This window comes from Bradyrhizobium sp. USDA 3240 (genome assembly GCF_054063295.1).
In genome coordinates this window covers 100,245-121,010 of sequence record NZ_JBSSGD010000003.1, presented here as the reverse complement: position 1 = coordinate 121,010, position 20,766 = coordinate 100,245, and the positions used below count along the sequence as shown (strand labels likewise).

The following is a 20,766-nucleotide window of genomic DNA, read 5'->3' as shown; positions in this document are numbered from 1 at the left end:
TCTCTATTGCTTGTCGAGCTTACCCTTGAGCGTCAAAGCAAAATCCGCGCCCATGTACTTCAAGTGTGGAACGACGGCGATGCCGACGCGATACCAGCCCGGTTCACCGTCGACGTCCTCGACTATGATCTCCGCCTTTCGCAAAGGTCGCCGCGAACGCACCTCTGCCGACGGATTCTCCTGATCGGCGACATACTGTCGGATCCAGTTATTCAGCTCGTCTTGCAACTCTTCCTTGCTCTTCCACGAGCCGATGTTCTCGCGCTGTAGCACTTTGATGTAGTGTGCGAAACGATTGATGATAAACATATAGGGCAGCTGGCTGCCAAGCTTGTAGTTGAGCTCGGCCGCCTTGCCTTCCTGGGTGTTACCGAAATATTTCGGCTTCTGCACAGAATTTGCCGAGAAGAAAGCGGCATTGTCAGAGCCCTTGCGCATGGTCAGCGCGATGAAGCCCTGCTCGGCAAGTTCGAACTCGCGCCGGTCCGAGATGAGAACCTCCGTCGGTACCTTGGTCTGCAATTGCCCCATCGCCTCATAGGTATGCAGATTGAGGTCCTCAACTGCGCCGCCCGATCGGGGGCCGATGATGTTCGGGCACCAGCGATATTTGGCGAAGCTTTCGGTTAAGCGCGTCGCGAAGGCAAAAGCAGCATTCCCCCAGAGGTAGTTGTCAGTTTCGCCGCCGGAGCCCTCTTGGTAATTGAATGCCTTCACCGGGACCGTCTCGGGACCATAGGGCAAGCGCAGCAGGAAGCGCGGCAGCGTCAGGCCGAAATAGCGAGCGTCCTCGCTTTCGCGGAACGATGTCCACTTGGCGTATTTTGGTCCCTCGAAGACCGATTGCAGGTCCTTTAGACCCGCGATCTCCTCATGACGTTCGACGCCGAACATGTCCGGCGCAGCGGCAGCAATGACAGGCGCATGCGACATGGCGGCCACCGCGCTCATGTACCGCATCAGCTTAGCGTCCTGACTGCCACTGCCAAACTCGTAGGCTGATATCATGGCTGCGACAGGCTCGCCGCCGAACTGACCGTACTCTGCGGTGTAGACGTGCTTGTACAGGCCGGACTTGACGATCTCCGGGCTGTCCTCGAAGTCGGTGAGCAGTTCATCCTTGCTGACGCTGAGGATTTCTATCTTGATGTTCTGACGGAAATCGGTGCGGTCGACCATGAACTTTAGACCGCGCCAGACCGACTCGAGCCCTTGGAACTCGACCGTATGCAGCACGTGGTCGAGCTGAGCCGAGATCTTGCTGTCGATCTCGGCGATCATCCGATCGACGAGCGCGTTGTTGACCTGCTCGTCGGCCCGGCTCGGTTTGAGGAGCTCGGCGAGGAAGGCTGCGACGCCCCGGCGGGCGAGATCGTACCCCTCGTCGCGCGGGGTGATCTTGGTTTCGACGAGGACTTGATCCAGCAGCGACAAATCGGTGGCCATGGTGGCGACTTCGGTCGACTGCTCCACGCTTGTATCGGTCATAGCGCCATCGCTCCTCAAAAACGGCTCGTCGATCCGCTCACTCGCCCTCGCCGTTGCTGGTGAGCTCGCTCAAGAGCCGCGGCCGCGCGCCGTGGTCTTCGAGCAGATTCTGGATGGCTTTGCGGAAACTCGGCACGTTGCCCAGCGGACTCTTCAGCGCGATCAGGGCCGCGCGCAATTCGGTCAATGCACGCAATTCGGGGATTTGCCGTGCGACACGCTCGGGTTCGAAGTCGTTCAGACTCTCAAACCGCAGCGACACGGACAGCTTGCCGGCTTCGGGTTGGTCGTCGAGCCTATTCTCAGCAGAAATATGGAGAGTCAGTTCCTGGCTTTTGACAACGTCGTTAAAATTGTCTTTGTCGATATTGACCATCTCGCGCTCCTCAATCGGGCGGTCATCGGTCCGTCCGGTGAAGTCGCCCAAAACCAACAATTTGAGCGGCAGTTCGACTTCCTCTTTCAGGTTGCCGGTTGCAGGCTTGAAGCGGATATTGATGCGCTCCTTTGGAGCGACCGAGCTTTCCTGTGCCATATGAGTTCCTGTTAAGACGTTGTCCGGACTAGATCAGCTGGCGACCAAGCTGGCTCGCGCGTGCGATGTCGATGCCTGCGACCCGCATTCGGATTTGCTCAAGCGCCACACGGCGGCTGGGCTCGTCGATCATCTGCTGCGAGTCGAAATGGGTCATCGCGCGGAAGCGCAGTTCGGCGGCGTCGAGTGCAAGCGTGGGCTCCCAGCTTTCGAGCTTGCGCTCGGCGATCATCTCTTCCATGTGCTCGAGCAGTGGGATAGCCGTCGTCACGAAGCCCGTTTCGACGCAGAAACGTGCTTGCGCAAGCTGGCCCACGAACCGCGCGCGTTCCCCAGCCGCGCCATTCAGCGCACGCGACAGCTTCTCGAGTGCGGCCTGCGGCTGCCCGCCGCCAACGAGCCTGTGTGCCTCGGCAACAGCTTCGTCGACAGGATCATGGCCCCTCGACACGTCCGCACCACCCACGGCGGCCCAGGCTCGCGTTTCGTCGTCCGCGAATGGCCGGCCGTCGTTGAACCGAAACTCCAATATCTGCGGATAGCGTGTGACCAGCAGAGCTACGCTTGCGCGCACCGCCGTGGCCGCCGACCCAAAGAGCGGCCCCATTTGTTCCAGCGCTTTGGCGGCATGCCGGTGAACGTCGAGCCAGAACGGTGCCGTCCAGACGATCTCTTCGGCCAAGTCTACGACATCGGCGCGCTGACCGGCCGCAATCTTGGCTTCTAACGCTGCAATAGTGTCCGCAGGCGGAAATATCGTCGTGCGCCCCCCTGTATCGGGCGGCAGCGCGTCGAAGCGCATCCAGGCGCCGAAGCGATTGAGCAGATAGACCTTCGGGTCTGTGGGCGATGTGACGCGCCTTACGGCCGCAGCCTGTCGCAGCATATCCGGCAAGCCGTCGATAAAGCGGGCCGAGTCGCCATCGGAACTAGCCGGTAGCAATGCCTCCGGTGCTCCTGATTGAGCAGGTTCAACCGGCGGAGTGGATACGGCCGGTGCGGCCGCGGTCTCATCGGCACCTTGTGCCGCCTCAGTCGCATGTTCTGCCGCCGCGGCGATTGCGCGCTTGGCCTTGTCGTAATGCGGCTTCAGCGCCCTCAATAGCTCGCCCAAAGCGACTTGCTTATTGATCACCTTCTCGCGCAATTGACGATCGAGATCATCAAGCGCCTCATAGGCGGCGAGCACGGCCGGATATTCGGTTTCGACGGGCGCATTCTCTACCACCTCCGGTCCAACGCGACCAACGAGCCAATCGATCGCTCCGACCCGCGCCCGTTCCCGCTTGATCGGCGGAAAGAGTCCATCCCAATGCGCGTCCACCATTCCGCGCAAAACGCCTAAGCCGACGGCAAGGCCCTGGTATCTTCCAGTCCGAAACAAACCATAGGTCGCCCAACACGCGACCAAAATGTCCTTTGACTGCTTGGCCAGGATGTGGAGCGACAATGTGTTGACCTTGCTCCAATCAACCGCAGCTGGTCCGTCGGCCTCCATGCGCCGCACCTCGGCTTCGAGCCGTTCGAATTCGATCGCATCACGGACACTTATGCCGGCGGGCGCGGAGCCTGGCACAGGCGCAGCACCGTGGCGCGCACGCGAATTGATGTCATCTCGAACCATCACCCAAGAGTCAATCACAATGACACCACCATGGGCGACCGCGTATTGCGACGGATCGCGACATTTGGACTGTCACCGTCGTACCCCCCCCCCCGCGTACGATAAGCCGAGGGCAACACTCTTGTAAGTCACCACCGCTCCTCCTTGCACAGGCGTACTGGATGACGTTCCTGTTTCACCTCCTTCAAGCCTTATGCCAATTGCAATGACTTGATTTGCAAAAGCGATTTTCTCAATCGGAGGCATCACGTCCCCGACAGCATGTTGCAAACCCGACATCGGAGGCGGGGGCTGTTGGGTCGGCTCAGTCATTGGCTCATTGGCCTCAAGGAGCCTTGGGCTCAGGCAAACCGCGCCGCGCACGCTGGCCTCGCGAAACTTCGAAAGAAGATGAGGCGAGGAGTTTCAACCCGGCACGTCGACAGATCGTCGTTGGAATATCTCATGTCGGGCGCGACCTTAAGCGCACTTCCGACTTGAGATGCAGCCCGTATTGGATGATGGCTCAAGTGTCTTCTCGCGTAAATCGGAGCAAATGATGAGCGATGGCGAGTCCTGGACAATCAAAGACCTCCCAATCCGGAGTTGATGGGACTGAGCGCAAGGACGAGCCCCTTGTTGAAGCGGGTTCTTCGGCGGTCGAGGCTCACCGAGGCATCAGGCCGGTCCGGGAGCGGATGCGCTCTGAACCGCAGGATTTGGGGGCGTCTTCAGTTGGCGTGGATCGTGGTGCGCCAAGCCGCGAAAGACATGAGGCGCGTTTCGGTAACGAGCCCCGGTCGGGTCATCGATCACCGCTTGGGCCGTCCGCGCGCGACCCAGAGGTCAGATCTGGCGCTGACAGCGAACACGACGTCCGAGCACTTTTAACTGCACTGGTGAGAACAGCGGTGACCCACCGCAGGCTCCCATGCTGCACCCATACCGACGACAAGGAACGCCTCAATGACTTCAAGGTGTCTGCGACTGCGGGCGTGCCTGTCGCAGGTCGACTCAAGCCGCGGACCGCCACGTCCATTGCGACCACTATTCGCAGCTTCTCTTGCTGGCTCTACGACGAAACAAGCCGGGCATTATTGTTCGGCCTCACGACCGCTCGCTGGACGAAGATGCCGAGCTTTACAGTTTGAAAGGTGGTGGCAGAAAAGTCATGAATGCGCTGGCTCATCTTCGGAACTTCCTGTTGAGCGCCAGAGCGCCGGAAACCATGGGTCCACGGCTGGTTGCCTATCCCGAAGATGCGGCTCTCATCCAGAGGGCAGTCGAGGCGGCCGGAGCGGATTGCGAGAGGATATCCATGGCAGGGTTTCGAAACGCCGCGCGGTGTCAGCAGATCCGGTAGCATTCTTCGCGGGTTCAGTGTGTGGCTCCAGTCGCATGCCAAAAGCGCGATAGCAGGCCGCCTCGACGACCAGTCGCTGCGGGACGATGCCCAGAGGTACAGGTGCGTCAGAAAGTTCCACTCGGTGGGCGTCCAGTTGAAGCTGCTTTGGAAGTACAACTCGCTACGGGGGTCTCCAGCCATCAGCGACAACTTAGATCTGTTGGAACTGATGGAGCGGGAGATGGAAGTTGACGGGCCACCGTCGGCCGCGGGGGACGTCGCCTCCAGCACTCTCTCCTGCAGGCAACTCCCGCGGCAACCATCAACGACAACGATCTAGATCTGCTGGAGCGCGAGGTAGAAATAGACGGGCCGCGGGGGAAGCAACCCCGCGGCCGAGCTCGCTGCGGGCGCCTCCCCCGGCGGCAGGCATCAGCGATGCCGGCTTAGAGCTGCGGAAGCAACTGGCGCTGCTGGAGCGGGAGATGGAGGCCGATGGGCCATCATCGGTCTCCTGGGAAGGTGATCCGCGGCTCACCTCATTCCAGGAACCGCTCGAAGAAGTGCTCGCCGTGTCGGGGACGCCATTGGAATTGCCATGATCGCCTCTGCCGTACCCCGATGGCAGTTTGAATTTTGAGACGGCCTTACGCGACGAAGTACGTAACGATGATCACGACACCGGGGCTTGGTGCGAGTTGGGCCAGCCGCAACAGTCATCTTATCCGGCAGCCGCGATACCGGCTCAGGCGCCGGCGTATGATTTCGGACATGTCGTCGCCTTGGGCTTCAATCACGGCCCGCAACGCGCCCCCGACGTCCTGATCGGCGCACTGAATAGAAGAGGAATGCTGCCGCAGTCATTCCAGCAGCCGACAGGTCTGATTATTCATGGTCAGCCCTATATGGCGGTGTTGGGGCCAGGGATGAGGGAAGTGACCCCCAACAATCCGTTCAGCGCGAACATTATTCTGATGCCCCAATTTTATAGGCGGCTAAGTCGGCGGCGAGAGGCTAGGCGCGATTCTTCCACCTTACCACCTGCGGTACGCGCTTGATCCACATACCGCACGATGTTCTTCATGGGCCAGCGGCAGTCACGGTGTCGATCCACCGTTCGGGCAGATCGACAGCGCTGAAAGGTTCGCTTTTAAGCCCGTCGCTCGGTGTCGAAGCGTCCGATTGGCTGGTCGATCACAGCCCGGCACCCACGATCCGGCGAGCGCGGGGTCGTGAGCGAGCCGACCCACGTCGTTCACGCGTCCTGGTACCCAACCTAGGTTCTGGTGCCGGCAAGCGACGCGCCAGCAGACCAAGCGCATTACCGAGTTCGCCGTCGCGAATGCGCACGACCGCTCAGTCGATCCTGGAGTGCCTGCCGATCGGCGACGAGGTTGTCGAGGTGAAGCGGCTCGTCATCAGGCCGCTGCCCTTCCGCCAATCGTCTCGCCAGCGTCCGTGTGCCGTCCACCACAAAGACGCCGCAATCATAATTGTTCCCCTGCCGGTTCATGCGCGCGGTCTCGAGGCGAGCGCCCAGCCTGACTGCGAGTTCTCTTGCCCGGTCCGCGTGAGAACGCGTCGGCAAGGAGTCGTAGTGATAGGCAACGATCCCTTCCGGCTCGCGGCGATCAACGAGCAGCAGCGTCCAATGCGTACCGTCCCTGCTACTGACACCGCCATTGTTCACTGGCACGAACAGGAAGTTGGCGGTATCGTTACCATGCTCGTCATTGACGATCGCCAGCAAGGTTTCCTGCACGACGTTCGCGTCATCGGTCAAGCGCAGCAGATGAGCTTCCGCGGGCCGCAGAAACCGGGTGTGGGCGGCCAGATCCGGATTGTCCCTCTGCAATTCCCGCTCCAGGAGTGTGTAATCCGCCGTGATATGCTCGTCACCCAGCCACTGCCTGCGGCGGAGCGCCAGCGGACGCTGCACTGGGACGCCCGATCCGGAGGCCTGTTCCTCCGGCTGATCCGGAGGGCCGGACGAGCTTTCGCGACGACTTTTGCCAATCCCTGACTTGAAACATGACCAAAGCCCACAGCCTTTGGCACCCTTCGTCGGCATCGCAGACGTCGCAGCCTTGGTCGATGACGATGTTTTTCGCATATCTCCCGCGAAGCCTTCGATGCCCACTGCTGCGGGCTCGTGGGATTCGAAGCTAGATCCAGGGATGAGCGTAATATCAAGTCCTGCCGGATTATTTGGGGTCGGGTGCCTTGTTCCTTGCCCCAGCTTGGTCGTGTAAGGTCGACCACGGATGTAAAAATGTGCTCGCGACTGGAGCGGTGACGTCGGCAGGAGGCCTTTTCTGCTCAGTACACCGATCGGGACATCGGAGGCTGATTGGCAACCATGGTCCCATGCCAAGCCGACGATATGCGTGAAGTCTTGCGCACGCGGGAAGTCCTCCGTTGGCACGCTGGCCTGTATCTCAACCGCGGGGCATGACAACTGGGCGGGCAGATCCAGGTGGCTCGAAGCGGTGCTGAACCCAGGAGATGCCGGTCGCTCAAGATGGCCGAAGGTCGGGGATGGTTCGGCGCTTGCAGACTGCGATGGCGACATCGGCTGTGTCCTCCCAAAAGGTCCCATCCCGCGCTTGGTTGAATCGAAGGCGCCCGGCAATAAACTCGAACGTCAGGCGCTGGAGCCCCGGATCGGAGACCACGCTGTGCCGAGCACTATCAGCCTCACCACCTCGATCAAGGGACGGCACGGGCATCGTGGCCGGAAGGACCCTCGAATTCGTTTCAACAAGAGAGGCAAGGACTTCGGATCCGTCTCGCACGCCCTCCCCACACTCATGATCCGCGAGCTGAACGGAGTTAGACAGGAATGCGACACGATCGATTAGATAATTTCCGTGCAACGCGACCGAGTCCTGATCGCGAGTCCGCGCGGGTGTACTCTGAAACGCCAAACGCACACTTGAGCGCCACAAAATGCGAACGAACTGAACCCTTAGCGCGTCAGGTAGTCTCACAACCGCGCAGAATACAAAATACAGAAAGGAACTCGGTTGGCGCATGGGTTACAGTGCGTCCTTCAACGATCGGACATCATGTGATTGCTTGGCTTACCTACGAATCCTGCTCGCCCGGTGCGAGACGCAACAATTTTGCGGCACAGTCAACTACCAACCCGCGTAATTGATCTTGATCACAGAAACATGTCACCTTCCGCCGCTGAATATCGGCCGACCAAACGCACGAACAAGGAATCGGCATGCAAGACCAATCACAGCAATCTGTTCCCGCGAGTGGCTCCGGTCCGCGCGCTGATTCCTTACTCACTGAAATGCTGCGTGCTCAGGTCTGCTCCAGCAGCGAAGTCTCGTTCCTCATGGAAGCGCATGACGGCCTCTCCGCCGCAATCGCCAAGCGCGTGGGTTCAAGGGTCTCTGGGCGTCGGGCCTGTCAATTGCCTGCTCGTTGGGCTACCGCGACTCGTTGGGCTACCGCGACGCCAATGAAGCGTCCTGGAGCCAACTTGCCGACGTAGAACGAGCTTCCTGTGCTGGTTGTTGGGATGGCGGCTTCGGGCACTTCAACAATGCTCGTCTATTGGCACGCACACTCCGTCTGTCAATCGGCGTTCGACTGGGACCCCCTATCGGCATCCAAAAGGGACCCCTTTGATCGGCGTGCTCTGCTGGTAGCGCTCGGGTCGTCGGAGCTGGTCGGGGTTGCGGAGACGGCGCGAGCGCGGGTTGTTTGAACATCGTCGCGGCTTTTGAATCGCCAGCTGTCGTTGCCGGTCTCGACGATGTCGCAGTGATGGGTCAATCGGTCGAGTAGCGCGGTGGTCATTTTGGCATCACCGAACACACTGGGCCATTCGCCGAACGCAAGATTGGTGGTGACAATGATGGAGGTGCGCTCGTAGAGCCGGCTGATGAGATGGAACAGGAGCTGACCGCCGGATTGCGCGAACGGCAGATAGCCCAGCTCGTCGAGAACGATGAAGTCCATGCGGGTCAGATGCTCGGCGAGCCGTCCCTGCCGACCGTTGCGGGTCTCGGTCTCGAGCCGGTTGACGAGGTCGACGACGTTGTAGAAGCGTCCTCTGGCGCCATCGCGGATGCAACTTCTGGCGATGGCAATCGCCAGGTGGGTTTTGCCTGTACCGGTGCCGCCAACCAGCACGACGTTGCGTTGTTGGGCGATGAAGCCGCCGCCAGCGAGATCATTGACGAGAGTCTGATTGATCGGCGTGCCGTCGAACTGGAAGTCGGCGATGTCCTTGGCGAGCGGCAGCTTTGCAATGGTGAGCTGGTATTTGATCGACCTGGCTTGCTTCTCGTTGATCTCGGCGTTGAGCAGGTCGCCGACAATGCGTTGAGGCTCGTGCTGGCGCTTGACGGCAGTTGCCATGATCTCGTCGAAGGCAGCCTTCATGCCGTAGAGCTTAAGTTCGCCCATGAGGTCGAAGATTTGGGTTCGTTCCATCAGATGGTCCTCCGGAGGTTGTCGTAGCGGGCACAATCGGCGATCGGTGCATGACGGAGCGTCAGTGCGGCCGGCGTCATGATGTTGGCCGGTGGGGCGGGTTCACGTTGACGGGCCAGGATATTGAGAACGACATCGGCGGAATGGACGCTGTGACTGAGCGCTTCGGCACAAGCCGCTTCCACCGCGGACAGACCGTCAGTCAGCACCGCGGTGAGGATGTCGACCATCTGCCGATTGCCATCGTCGGTGCTGGCCAGCTTGCGCCGGATCCGCTCGATCGCGGCCGGCAGCACCCAGTCTTTGAAGGGAGCACCGTTGCGCAAGGCGCCGGGTTTGCGGGCGAGCACCGGCACATAATGCCAGGGGTCGTAGACGGTATCGCCGCGGCCAAAGGATCGCGGGTGCTCGGCAACGATACGTCCATCCTGACGGATCACGATGCGATCGGCATAGGCTTGAACCTCGACCGGTCGTCCGACTGCACTGGCTGCGACCGAGTACTTGTTGTTGTCGAAGCGCACCAGGCAGGTCTTCGAGACCGATGCTGTCACCGCATGGAAGCCGTCGAAGCGGCCGGCATAGGGAACGAGTTTGGGGCGTTCGGCTTCGAACACGTCCCAGATCGTCTGATCGACCAGCTCCGGATGGCGATGAGCCTTGGCGTAGGCGATGCACTTGTCGAGCAGCCAGGCGTTTAACTCGTCGAGGTTTTTGAACCGCAGCCGCGGCGTGAAGAAGCGCTCCCGGACCAGCCCGACCTGGTTCTCGACCTGCCCCTTCTCCCAGCCCGACGCTGGCGTACAGGCGACCGGATCGACCAGATAGTGGCTGCACATCTGCAGGAAGCGGCGATTGTAGAGACGGCCTTTACCGACAAAGATCGTCTCCACCGCGGTCTTCATGTTGTCGTAGATGCCGCGGGTGCAGGTGCCTTTGAACAGGGCGAATGCCCGGTCGTGGGCGTCGAACACCATCTCCTGCGTCTCCCGCGGATAGGCCCGCACGAACAGCATGCGACTGTGACAGAGCCGAACATGAGCAGCCTTCACCATCACCGTGGTGCCGCTCAGCAGGACCACCTCGTGGCTCCAGTCGAACTGGTAGGCTTCGCCTGGTGCAAAGCTCAGCGGCACATAAGCCGACGCTGTCGAGGTGCCGCGTTCCTTGGTCCACCGTCGGGCGTATCGACGAACCGCATCATAGCCGCCGGCATAACCCAGGCCGCGGAGTTCCTCGAATAGCCGGATCAGCGTCAGCCGTTCCCGCGCCGCCTTGCTCTCATTCCCTGCCAGCAACCGATCAAGCTCGGCACTCCAGGCACCCATCTTCGGGAGCGGCTGCGTCTCGCGCTCGTACCGGAACTCCGTCGCTTGAGAACGAATGACCTTGCGAACCACCTTCCGCGATACGCCAAGTTCTCGGCAGATCGCCTTGATCGGACGACCATCAACAAAGTAGGCGCGACGGATCTTACCAATCGTCTCCACCACCAGCATCCCAACCTCGGCTTCCATGACTCGATGGAAGCCACTGTGGACCCTTATCCCGGGGTCCCGATTGGATGCCGATCACCCCGAAACGGGGTCCTTATTCCATGCCGAAACACACTCCGTCAGCGTGGCGCTGCCGGGATTGCGCTGGAAGACAGCTATTTCCCGAAGACGAACTCGCTTATTGGCGAGCGGCATCCCCTCGCCGATATCGACGAATTCTCCAGCCGCCCGCTTGCGTGCCGTGAAGGATACGGTCGCGGACGATTTTGGTGCTTGTTGCCCGCATCGAAGCGTTGATTGTCGGGCATGAAATGGAAGAAGCCGTTTTGCGCACTCACGCTTGCGCGGATGCGGGAGCTAATGCGATCCTCATTCACTCGCGAAAGAGCGCCGCAGACGAGATCCTTGCGTTCACGCACGCCTGCCAGAACAGGTTGCCGGTCGTGATCGTTCCAACGAAATACTATCGAACATCGGTCTCTGCTTATTGTAACGCACGCATCGCGACGGTGATCTGGGCCAACCATTCCATGCGAGCGGCAATGCGGCAGGTCTGCGGCCGCAGCTGAGGGGAACACTGTCAGCATTGAGCCCGATATCGCGACACTCGACGAGGTCTTGAGGAACGACGAATTCGCAAGTGCAGAAGCGCGCTATCTTCGCCCTGCTGACTTAAGGCAATAGCTTCTCTAACATACTCATTCTCGAAGGACCTCCGCCATGCAACTGGCTGCCTTGCAATCATGCTCAAGCGCGCTTATCAGCAAGTCGCAGGTTTTCACTCCTGAAATTGGGCATACCGTCGACTGCCGCGGCAGGTCATACGCGGCCGATCTGCCCATTGCCGCAATATCTCTGCCGATCTCCCCACCTCAACGACCATCCAGTCACCGACGAAGGGGCACGAGCGCATTTCTCTCTCGGAGAAATCCCAACGCGGACGATGATCCGCCCTTCCGAAGATGTAGATCCGCTTTTCACGAAGCCCGTAGACCCCACACAGCAGCAGAACAACCGATATTGTGGGACCTTTGGAGGGCGCGTGGGGTTGGCTCAGCGGACAGTCTTGTTCACATCGTCGGGCGCCGCTGCGGCGAGGACTGCCGCCAAGACCCCTCGGTCTGATGGAGTTGCCCATCCCCTCACAGGAGCTCTGTCGGGACCAGATTAACTACCGAAATCGCGGTGACGATCCGTGTCGTTCACGCTTGGGAGTGAGGACGCGATATCAAACAACGACGAAGGGGAATGAAATGACCACCGATGCTCCGAAGAAAGCCGTCATTCTGGCCGCGGGCTTCGGCTCCCGTTTGCGGCCGCTGACCGATCTGCGGCCCAAGCCGCTTGTCGGGGTCAATGGAACGCCCATACTCCATAACGCGCTGCGAAACTTGGAAGCGGTGGCGTGGAAGAAGTCACAATTGTATGGGCTACCGCAAGGACGTTATTCAATATGCCTGCGGCAACCGCTTTGGCGAGCTCGAAATCAACTCTGTCGAATCGTCCGGGTTCGACCGCACCGGCAGCGCCTATTCTCTTTGGCTGGCGCGCGACGCGCTGTTTTCCGGAGACTGCTTCATTGTCGAAGGGTGACGTCTTCTTTGAAGGGGATGCGTTGCGCTACCTAATGATGAGCCAAGCAACCGACGTGGCTGCAGTTGCTCCCTTCAATGAATCGATGGAAGATTTGGCGGTCTTATTGTCGGATAGCGGCGTCATCACGAGTTTCCGCATGAAACAGACCGCAGCTAACCTTGTCGCGGATGGCCCAAGACGTTTCAAGACGATGAACCTGCTACGATTGTCAGCGACGACGCTGAGAGCAACGATCGTTCCAGCGCTAGATGACCTCATCGGATCTGGAGCTACGCAGGCCTGCACAGAGGCGCTCCTTGCCAGCCTGGTGGAAAGACGAGGCTTACGGATTGCAGCGTCGCGCTGCGACGGTCTCAGGTGGTACGAAATCGACAGCACCGAAGATCTGCCTATCGCGGAGCGCATCTTCACAAGAGCGCCCGCCTTCGATCGCGCCGGGCTACAGAATAGGCGGAGGGTCCAACGCCAAGATACCTTCGGTATCCAGAAAACGCCAGTGTGTTTCGGCACAGCATCGAGCGGCTGAAGTCGAATCCGCGGCTGGAAGCTGCGACCGCGCGCGGCATCGAGGTGCTGCTGCTGTCCGATCCCGTCGACGCCTTCTGGACCTCGATGCCCTCGGAGTTCGAGGGCAAGCCGCTGAAGTCGCTGAGCCAGGGCGATCTGAATCTCGACCTGATCCCGCGTGTCGACGAGGCGGACGAGGCGAAAAAGGACGAGCCGGCCGCCGACGAAGCCGCCACCATCGCCGTGATCAAGGCCGCGCGAGAGATCGTAGCCGAATTCCACGGGATGATCCGGCGCAGAGCCGCCGCTGAGTTGTCATCCTGGATCGAGCGCGCTCGCGCCAGCCTTGTCGCCTCATTCGCCCGCGGCGTAACGAACGATGAAGCAGCGGTTCGAGCGGCAATCACGTCGCCTTGGTCCAACGGACAGACTGAAGGTCAGATTACTCGCCTCAAGCTCGTTAGACGTCAAATGTACGGCCGCGGAAAAATCGATCTGCTTCAAGCCAGACTGATAGGTGCCGAATGAGCGAGCTGCACCAAAATTGCGTCAGAGCCAATATTGCAGATGATGACGTAATTGCGGTCAGCGCTCGTGACACGAAAGCTCCATTAGAATCGAGCTCTCGCAATCAACCGCTTCGGAGAAGCTGTCATGAAGCAATATGTCGGACTCGATGTCTCGCAAAAAGAAACTTCAGTATGCGTGGTCAATGAAGCGGGCGAGGTCTTGTTCGAGGGGAAAGCCAAGTCCGACCCGGGGGCGCTCACGGCACTGCTTCGCAAGCGGGCGCCACAGGCGGAGCGCATCGGCTTTGAGACCGGCGCAATGGCGAGTTGGCTGTGGCATGAACTTCGCAGGGTCGATCTTCCGGTGGTTTGCATCGACGCTCGGCATGCCCACGCGGCTTTGTCGGTACGCATGAACAAGAGCGATCAGAATGATGCTCGAGGTCTAGCCGAGCTGGTGCGGGTTGGCTGGTATCGAGAGGTCAAAGTCAAGAGCGAGGAAAGTCAGAGGATCCGCGCGATACTCGTCGCGAGATCCCGGCTCGTGGCTATTCGTCGAGACATCGAGAACCAGGTCCGAAGTCTGATCAAAGAATACGGCTTGCTGTTGCCACGTGCGATCGGACTGCAGTTTCGCAATCAGGTCTGTGAGCTATTGGGCAAAGATCATCAGCTCCTCGGTGTGATCGAGCCGCTTCTGTCGATCCATGAACAGATCTGTAAGCAGCAAAGCAACTTCGACAACGAAGTCCGCCAGTTGGCAAAGTCGGATGAGACGACGCGCCGCCTGATGACTGTTCCTGGCGTTGGCGTGGTGACCGCCTTGACCTTCCGCCATACGATCGATGACCCATCGCGATTCCGATCAGCATCGAGCGTCGGCGCCTATCTAGGTCTTACACCTCGGCGCAATCAATCTGGCGAAACTGACATCAATGGCAAAATATCACGATGGGGCGACCGTCTTCTTCGAACTTACCTGTTCGAGGCCGCGACCGTCCTGCTTTATCGAACGAAGAAGTGGTCGTCCCTTAAGGCCTGGGGAATGAAGCTCGCCAAGAGGATTGGCATGAGGAAGGCGAAGGTCGCCATCGCGCGCAAGATCGCCGTTGTTCTGCACTGCATCTGGGTCGACGGCACATCGTTTGACTGGGGCCAAGCAAAGGAAGCCTGATCCGATTTTGTAAAGTTCCTGGTCCGGTCTGCCGGACTGGCGATGTCCCGCTGGGACGGTGTTGTGGCGACCTCGTTCATTCGGCTGGTGGCGCTCGACTGTACTCCGCTGCAGACGTTGAGGCGTCCGACCCGGACATCATCATGAGGCGCTGCGCGACCTCGGAAAGGACCATGACCCCGGCGAAGACATCAACCAGCCCGTACTGTCCAATGCCTGGCCAGTAGAGCATGTATCAGCCGCGCCCGCGCCGTCTCCGCAACCCCGACCAGCTCCGACGGCGCGGGCGCTACCACCTTGCCGTTGGAGAGTTCGAAAATGTGAGCTTGACAACAAACCGCAATTAAAGGGCCGAATGACACCGCTCTCCATGCGTTCGGAAGTTCGGTCCGAATGTCGACGACCGCCAGCGTGACGTCGCTACCTTCGACGCGGTCGGCAGTCACCCGTCGGACGGACGGATGCGACTCGATGAGACGCAGGGCCCGTCGAACGGGTATCGGAATGTCGTCCTTTGCGGAGATTTCTGCCATCCGCTCATCCGTGAGCGAGAGGCTGGCTGCCGATGCCAGTGCCGGCGGCGACGCTGACAGCGATCGCCGCACGCTTGATTCGCGGTCCGGCCGAGCTGACCTCGATCACCAGCGGGTCATCGCCGGGGCCGTCGGCGACACATTTGAATTCGCCCTTCACCGGATCGAGGATGTGGAGATATTCGCGCTTTGCACGGATGCAGGGCGGATCGTGTTCGTCGTCCTTGATCGTCTTGCTGCTGGCGACGATCAGCGCGCCGTCGAGCGGCTGGCCGAGGGCGCTGCGAGCGGGCCCGGAAACTTTGGCGCCTTCGCCTTTCTCTGACCAACTGTCGTAGGACAGTCTGTGCCAGGAACAATGGTGGGGAGCGATCAGGACGTCGTATTGAAGGCGCTCAGGCCACTTCTTGTTGCGCTCCCAAACGCGGTCCCAGACCGCAACTTCGGCGTCGCCGCCGAGAAGGAAGCGGCCGCGCGTGACCTTGGAGACCTTCAGATCGAGCCGCATGATGACGCTGGAATTGTTCTTGGTGAGGACTTCCTCCTCCTCCTTGTCGGAGGCCAGCATCGGTGCCAGCAGGCGCGCCTCGAAGGAGGTGTCGTTCGCGCCGCAGATCTTCGAGAAGACCTCGTCGACCTTCACTAGAATCTCCGTCAGATCGTCGGTCTTGCCATCGACGTCCTCGCCGAGGATCAGAATTCGGTTCCCGTCTTCGGCACTGCGGTGCTTCTTGAAACGGTTGGCGCGACGGCGCGCTTCGTCCCGCCAAGCCTCGGCGTCTTCGCAGAGGACATGATCTTCGTCTTTCGCCCTCGCCCGGCGGAACACGATCGGCGACGACCATATCTCGCGGATGATGATCTTGTCGTCGGCCTTCACCCAGCCTGAAGGATCGCCGAGGTGGAAGTGCTTGGAGAGGCCTCGGATGTGATCGGCGTCCGGATGAGTGTTGAGGAAGGCATCGACAAAGAGCCGGCCTTTTTCGTCCCGATCGAGCTTTTTCCGGAGCTGCTTAGCGACGTCGGGGTGTCGTCGTCCTCGTCATCTGCGGCCTGGCGGATGTTGATGTCGCACAGGATGCGCCTTCCCGACTCGGTCTCGAACAAGACCATGTCGCCGTTGTCGACGTTGAAAAGCGTTGCTTTGAAGGCGACGCCGCGCATGGCCTGCACGGCCTCTACGAATGGCATCATCGACCATTGTGGCGCCAGCTCCTCCATCCGCTTGGTCAAGCAGTCCACACGGGCCTCAGCGTCGGTCACGGCAAGAATGTAGTCCTGCAGAACGATTTGGCCCGCCGGGTGATCGAAGCGCACCGTAGTGAGCCAGCGACGATAAGCCAGAGTCCACCCCTTCTTCCCGGCATAGATGCGCCCATGTCGCAGCAGATATCCTTGGAGATGTTGCCGCGCCTTGCCGAGCACACGCATCGCCGTGGCGCGGGCTCTCACCAAGTCGCGCATGGCCTCATGCGCCGCATCCGGAACCCACACGGCCGTCAGCTCGCCGCTCCGGTGCAACTTGGCCAGCATCGCCGCGTCGCGCCGGTCCGTCTTGACCCGATCCCCAGCCTTCATCGGGATCAGCGAGGGGGCCACCACGATGCAGTTGTGCCCCAGTCCCGTCAGTTGTCGATGCAGGCCATATCCGCAGGGGCCGGCTTCGTAACAAAAACTTACCTGTCGGTCACCCTTGCCAAGCTTCTTCGCCAGCTTGTCGATTTGATCGGCGCGATTAGGGATGATGCCCAAGTTACGAACTTCCCCGCCGCGCATCGCTTCGGCCACTGCAACCGAAATCGTCGCCTTGTGCACATCCAGCCCCACGAAAATGCTATCGTTCATCAGGCCCGCTCCCCATGCTTGAGGCTCGGCGCCGGACCATCCGGCGCAACCCTCGATAGGAGCTTGCCGCGGGGCGGGCCGCCCGTCACCTCAGAGGGCGAACATAGGGTCTAGGTCCTGTGCGAAGGGGACTTGCGGCGCAGCGCTCACAGCCAATCGCGATTCTTGACGAGAAGCTCGTCGAGCTCAAGATCAAAGAAGTCAATTTCTGCACGCTCTGGGGTTGACGGATCATTGAAGTGTAGCGTATATCCACTCACGCCGGTCAGTACCGCTACATGCTTAGCCCCCGCTGCTAGAGTTACCGCAGCCCAGATCGGCCCTCGCCTCAGCAACGTCTCGGCGAGAAAATCGCGCGTAAATCCGCCATATGGCTGTACGAGCCTCTCCAATCCTTCGATCGAAGCCAAATAATGAAAACAGTCTCGGTCGAGGCCTGCGTCGGCCCGCCAAAGCGTAGGCAAACCCAGGCGAGGCCCCGGGCGAAAGTAATAGGACACCATACAAGCGGAAGCATACCAACAAGCCCAACTCCCCCACGGCCGCATAATTCCGTGGTGATCTCGTCGCATGATCGGTTGACCATCATAGCCACGCTCTTGGCCGACAAGCGGAACCCTCAATTGTATGTTTAGCACTGCACAGCTCCATAAGTTTAACGCGAGCCAAGCAAATAGCGCGCCAAGGGCCCGCGAACAATTACGAGAAAAATAGTCTCTTCGCTGGTAGTGATGGGGTTGTCTAATCGCTGCTGAAAACGTCAAGGAAATAATCTCCTTGAGGGACTGCCGGGTGCTCTGATCGCACCGAGGATTCCGCCGGCCAAGCGCGGCGGCCGGCCGCGGAATGTCGATGTCCGCGAGGTTCTTAACGCGATCTGTACGCATACGACGAAGCTTACGATTACCCACATCTTTTGAGGTGCGCTGAGCCGAAAAACTTGAGTCGCCAGAATCGCTTGTGATTCTTTGATGGGCACCTGATTCGAGAAGAGGTGCTCTATGGGACTGACTTCACGCGCCCGGGATGAGAAGGCGCATCGGTTGGCGTCTGACGTTGTGACTTGGTTTGACCGTGAAGCTGCGCTTTGCGAATTCCAGGACGCTCGACTTGGCGAGAGATTTCGTATGCTGCTGAAGCAGATTGGTGGAGACATCGGACAGAGCATCCCGATGGTTTGCCAAGACTGGGCGAATACCAAGGCGGCCTATCGTTTCTTCTCCAATGAACGAGTAGGCGAGGCCGATATCCTGTCTGGTCATTTTAAAGCGACACGGGAACGTATCGCGGCTGCGAAGGGGCCTGTTCTTGTCCTGCATGATGCGACCGAATTCAGCTATCAAAGGGAGCGCCCGGATCTGATCGGGATGATTAAGCGCATCCCCAAAAAGCAACTCTCGAAGATTGGACGGGAACCCCCAAACGTACACGACATGCGGAATATTGATGCATTCGAGCCTTGCGGTGACCCTCGAGGGGCTTCCACTGGGGCTCAGCGCTGTGAAGTTCTGGACCAGAAAGAAATTCAGAGGGGTCGCTGCGCTCAGGCGCGAGGTCAACCTGACACGGATCCCCATTGAAACCAAGGAGAGCATTCGGTGGTTGGAGAACCTCAAACAATCCACCGAGCTTTTCGAGAAGCCACCGCAGTGCATCCATACCGGTGATAGTGAGGCCGATATTTATGAATTGTTTTGCGCCGCCCAAGAGGTTGGAACGCATTTCTTGGTAAGGACCTGTGTCAATCGCCTGGCAGGCGATGACGATCATACCGTTGCAACGATTGAGCCGGTCCCGATTGTCTGAACAGAATCTCCGCATCAAGCCTCTGCCGGGGTTTAGGCTGCCGTACGGAGCGGCAGCGAGGTGAAGTAGGCTTGATCCGGTGTGCTGCCGTCAAGGCTCGAATGTGGACGGCGGCAATTGTACAACGACGTTTGAGAACGCCCACAGGACCGTTCTTCGCGAGGTTCTTTATCGGCATCATCCCTGGTTTGGTCGCCGAGTTTGCGTTCATGGGGCGGTCGACAAGGTTGACGATGTCGTTTTTCGCTGCACCCTGGACGGATCGCAAGCAGACCGTTGGCTGGAAGTTCCAGCATGGATGTTCGACCGGACGGCCTGCCCTGACGCCGAGCTTCTGACAGCTCAGCCGTTTGTTAGCATCGATGCACTTGCGGCGCTCGCTGCGCTTCTCGATCTGGCGTTGAAGGATCGAACGCCATCAGCTGCCCCGCTTTCTGGCGCATCCAGAGGCTCTCACGACCAGAATCGGGGAGCGACTCATGTCACGCGAGACGGCAATGCCAGGGAGCGGATACCGACACAATCGACAACCGCGGTTGCAGCAGCAGATGGATCTGTTCGGGGGCGGCCTGTCGAACGGCGCCCTCGGCGCGCCGGCATGGTCGGAGCTGCCGGGGGAAGCGCGGGCGGCCCTCACAAGCCTGATGACGCAGTTGATGCTCGACCATGCTGCGATGACAGCGACGCCGCCCGCGAAGGGGGGCGATCATGATCTCTGACAAGGTCAGGCCTCATCATCTGGAGCGTAAGGCGATTCTTTACGTGCGCCAATCCTCAGCACATCAGGTGTTGCACAATCGCGAGAGCAGCGCATTGCAATACGCCATGCGGGACCGGCTGACGGCACTCGGGTGGTCAGAGATCGAAGTGATCGATGATGATCTCGGTCGTTCAGCCGCCGGTGGCGTGCAACGCGCCGGTTTCGAGCGAATGGTAGCGGAGGTTTCCCTATGCGCGAGAACCGCGCAAGCTGCCGGTCGTTCTCAGCGCCGACGAAGTGGTTCAGTTTCTTGAAGCGGTATCGAGCCTGAAGAGCCGCGCCGCGCTCACCACCGCCTATGCGGCCGGGCTCAGGGCCTCGGAGGTTGCGGGACTGCGGATCGAAGACATCGACAGCGCCCGCGGCGTCATCCAGGTGCGCCACGGCAAGGGCGCGAAGGATCGCAACGTGATGCTGTCGCCCCAGCTGCTGGGCATCCTGCGCACCTACTGGCGGCTCGCCCGGCCGCGGCTTTATCTGTTCCCTGGTCGTGACGAAGATCATCCGATCGATCAGACCGTGCTGCATGCCGCCTGCCGGTCGGCGGTGAAGGCTGCGGGCCTGACCAAGCGCGTCACGCTGCACACGCTGCGCCACAGCTTCGCGACACATCTTCTCGAGAACGGAACCGATATCCGGATCATCCAGGTCTTGCTCGGGCACAATAATTTGTCGTCGACAGCGCGCTACACGTAAGACCGTATGTCCGCCTCTACCGATGAGGTGGCTCGCCCTACACTGCGCGTCCGAGGGTTGCTCGGGCGAACCGAGCCGATCCTCATCACAGGAGGACGAGCCGTGGCAGATTATAGGGAAGCATTCGTCGGAATCGATGTGGCCAAGCTGAGAAATGCCGTCGCGATTGCGGATGCAGGCCGGGAGGGGGAGGTTCGGTTCTTCGGCGAGGTTGATGCTTCGGCCACCAACATGCGCCGCGTCTTAGGGCGGATCGGCACCACGACCGGCCCGGATCGTGATGCCGTCAACTTCGATCTCGATGATCCCGGAATCCGTCTTGGCCTTGCAGCGCACCGCTTTGCGCTCACGGCCAACAGCGGGCGCCGGCACTACGGCATCCACCACCGCCGGCACAAACTGTACTTCTTCCACTTCG

Annotated in this window: 14 protein-coding genes and 7 pseudogenes; 12 read left to right on the top strand and 9 right to left on the bottom strand. The window is 60.0% G+C overall.

Annotated features, from left to right (window positions below):
• Window positions 1–3: 3 nt before the first annotated feature.
• The 4 genes from tssC to ACVIGA_RS43140 all read right to left on the bottom strand — a co-directional run bounded on the left by tssC (window position 4) and on the right by ACVIGA_RS43140 (window position 7,111).
• Window positions 4–1,488, bottom strand: coding sequence for a type VI secretion system contractile sheath large subunit (gene tssC, locus ACVIGA_RS43155; RefSeq protein WP_456671066.1), 1,485 nt, complete (start codon window positions 1,486–1,488; stop codon window positions 4–6).
• A gap of 37 nt (window positions 1,489–1,525) precedes the next feature.
• Window positions 1,526–2,023: a type VI secretion system contractile sheath small subunit gene (gene tssB, locus ACVIGA_RS43150; RefSeq protein ID WP_166217466.1), complete on the bottom strand. Its 498-nt coding sequence runs from the start codon at window positions 2,021–2,023 to the stop codon at window positions 1,526–1,528.
• 28 nt (window positions 2,024–2,051) lie between these two features.
• Complete coding sequence (gene tssA, locus ACVIGA_RS43145) at window positions 2,052–3,647, bottom strand: type VI secretion system protein TssA (RefSeq protein WP_456671065.1); 1,596 nt, start codon at window positions 3,645–3,647, stop codon at window positions 2,052–2,054.
• 2,645 nt (window positions 3,648–6,292) lie between these two features.
• Window positions 6,293–7,111: a hypothetical protein gene (locus tag ACVIGA_RS43140; protein ID WP_456671064.1), complete on the bottom strand. Its 819-nt coding sequence runs from the start codon at window positions 7,109–7,111 to the stop codon at window positions 6,293–6,295.
• A 1,164-nt stretch (window positions 7,112–8,275) separates the two neighbouring features.
• Between ACVIGA_RS43140 and ACVIGA_RS43135 the strand changes: the two are divergent.
• Window positions 8,276–8,559, top strand: a pseudogene (locus ACVIGA_RS43135) (isocitrate lyase/phosphoenolpyruvate mutase family protein); the annotation flags it as partial.
• 3 nt (window positions 8,560–8,562) lie between these two features.
• Here ACVIGA_RS43135 and istB read toward each other — a convergent pair.
• The gene (istB, locus tag ACVIGA_RS43130; protein WP_166107168.1) at window positions 8,563–9,426 is read right to left on the bottom strand and encodes an IS21-like element helper ATPase IstB; all 864 of its coding nucleotides are present in this window, start codon (window positions 9,424–9,426) and stop codon (window positions 8,563–8,565) included.
• Window positions 9,426–10,925: an IS21 family transposase gene (gene istA, locus ACVIGA_RS43125; RefSeq protein ID WP_166309211.1), complete on the bottom strand. Its 1,500-nt coding sequence runs from the start codon at window positions 10,923–10,925 to the stop codon at window positions 9,426–9,428. Before istA ends, istB begins: the two co-directional genes overlap by 1 nt.
• Before the next feature lie 111 nt (window positions 10,926–11,036).
• Here istA and ACVIGA_RS43120 point away from each other — a divergent pair.
• The 4 genes and pseudogenes from ACVIGA_RS43120 to ACVIGA_RS43105 all read left to right on the top strand — a co-directional run.
• Window positions 11,037–11,606, top strand: a pseudogene (locus ACVIGA_RS43120) (isocitrate lyase/phosphoenolpyruvate mutase family protein); the annotation flags it as partial.
• Window positions 11,607–12,175: 569 nt separating this feature from the next.
• Window positions 12,176–13,044 (top strand): annotated as a pseudogene (locus ACVIGA_RS43115) (phosphocholine cytidylyltransferase family protein).
• Window positions 13,029–13,553 (top strand): annotated as a pseudogene (locus tag ACVIGA_RS43110) (transposase); the annotation flags it as partial. The pseudogenes ACVIGA_RS43115 and ACVIGA_RS43110, both read left to right, overlap by 16 nt.
• Window positions 13,554–13,679: 126 nt before the next feature.
• Entirely contained in the window at window positions 13,680–14,708 is a 1,029-nt protein-coding gene (locus ACVIGA_RS43105; RefSeq protein WP_456671063.1) for an IS110 family RNA-guided transposase, read from the top strand.
• Between the two features lie 537 nt (window positions 14,709–15,245).
• On the opposite strand, the gene ACVIGA_RS43100 is transcribed toward ACVIGA_RS43105, so the two are convergent.
• The 3 genes from ACVIGA_RS43100 to ACVIGA_RS43090 form a co-directional block, all read right to left on the bottom strand.
• Window positions 15,246–16,121, bottom strand: a complete 876-nt coding sequence (locus ACVIGA_RS43100) for a ComEC/Rec2 family competence protein (RefSeq protein WP_166217129.1) — start codon at window positions 16,119–16,121, stop codon at window positions 15,246–15,248.
• Window positions 16,118–17,086: an IS110 family RNA-guided transposase gene (locus ACVIGA_RS43095; RefSeq protein ID WP_224497192.1), complete on the bottom strand. Its 969-nt coding sequence runs from the start codon at window positions 17,084–17,086 to the stop codon at window positions 16,118–16,120. The genes ACVIGA_RS43100 and ACVIGA_RS43095 overlap by 4 nt, the downstream gene beginning before the upstream one ends.
• A gap of 146 nt (window positions 17,087–17,232) precedes the next feature.
• Window positions 17,233–17,634, bottom strand: a complete 402-nt coding sequence (locus ACVIGA_RS43090) for a papain-like cysteine protease family protein (protein WP_224497213.1) — start codon at window positions 17,632–17,634, stop codon at window positions 17,233–17,235.
• A 237-nt stretch (window positions 17,635–17,871) separates the two neighbouring features.
• Here ACVIGA_RS43090 and ACVIGA_RS43085 point away from each other — a divergent pair.
• The 7 genes and pseudogenes from ACVIGA_RS43085 to ACVIGA_RS43055 all read left to right on the top strand — a co-directional run.
• Window positions 17,872–17,964 (top strand): annotated as a pseudogene (locus tag ACVIGA_RS43085) (IS5/IS1182 family transposase); the annotation flags it as partial.
• A 123-nt stretch (window positions 17,965–18,087) separates the two neighbouring features.
• Entirely contained in the window at window positions 18,088–18,666 is a 579-nt protein-coding gene (locus ACVIGA_RS43080) for an IS4/Tn5 family transposase DNA-binding protein (RefSeq protein ID WP_456671062.1), read from the top strand.
• Window positions 18,667–18,688: 22 nt separating this feature from the next.
• A complete protein-coding gene (locus ACVIGA_RS43075; RefSeq protein ID WP_456671061.1) occupies window positions 18,689–18,892 on the top strand; it encodes a hypothetical protein in 204 nt (67 codons plus the stop codon).
• A 479-nt stretch (window positions 18,893–19,371) separates the two neighbouring features.
• A complete protein-coding gene (locus ACVIGA_RS43070; protein WP_176396409.1) occupies window positions 19,372–19,611 on the top strand; it encodes a hypothetical protein in 240 nt (79 codons plus the stop codon).
• Window positions 19,601–19,906, top strand: coding sequence for a hypothetical protein (locus ACVIGA_RS43065; RefSeq protein ID WP_456671060.1), 306 nt, complete (start codon window positions 19,601–19,603; stop codon window positions 19,904–19,906). The genes ACVIGA_RS43070 and ACVIGA_RS43065 overlap by 11 nt, the downstream gene beginning before the upstream one ends.
• A pseudogene (locus ACVIGA_RS43060) lies at window positions 19,833–20,345 on the top strand (tyrosine-type recombinase/integrase); the annotation flags it as partial. The gene ACVIGA_RS43065 and the pseudogene ACVIGA_RS43060, both read left to right, overlap by 74 nt.
• Window positions 20,346–20,450: 105 nt before the next feature.
• Window positions 20,451–20,603, top strand: a pseudogene (locus tag ACVIGA_RS43055) (IS110 family transposase); the annotation flags it as partial.
• Window positions 20,604–20,766: the final 163 nt, after the last annotated feature.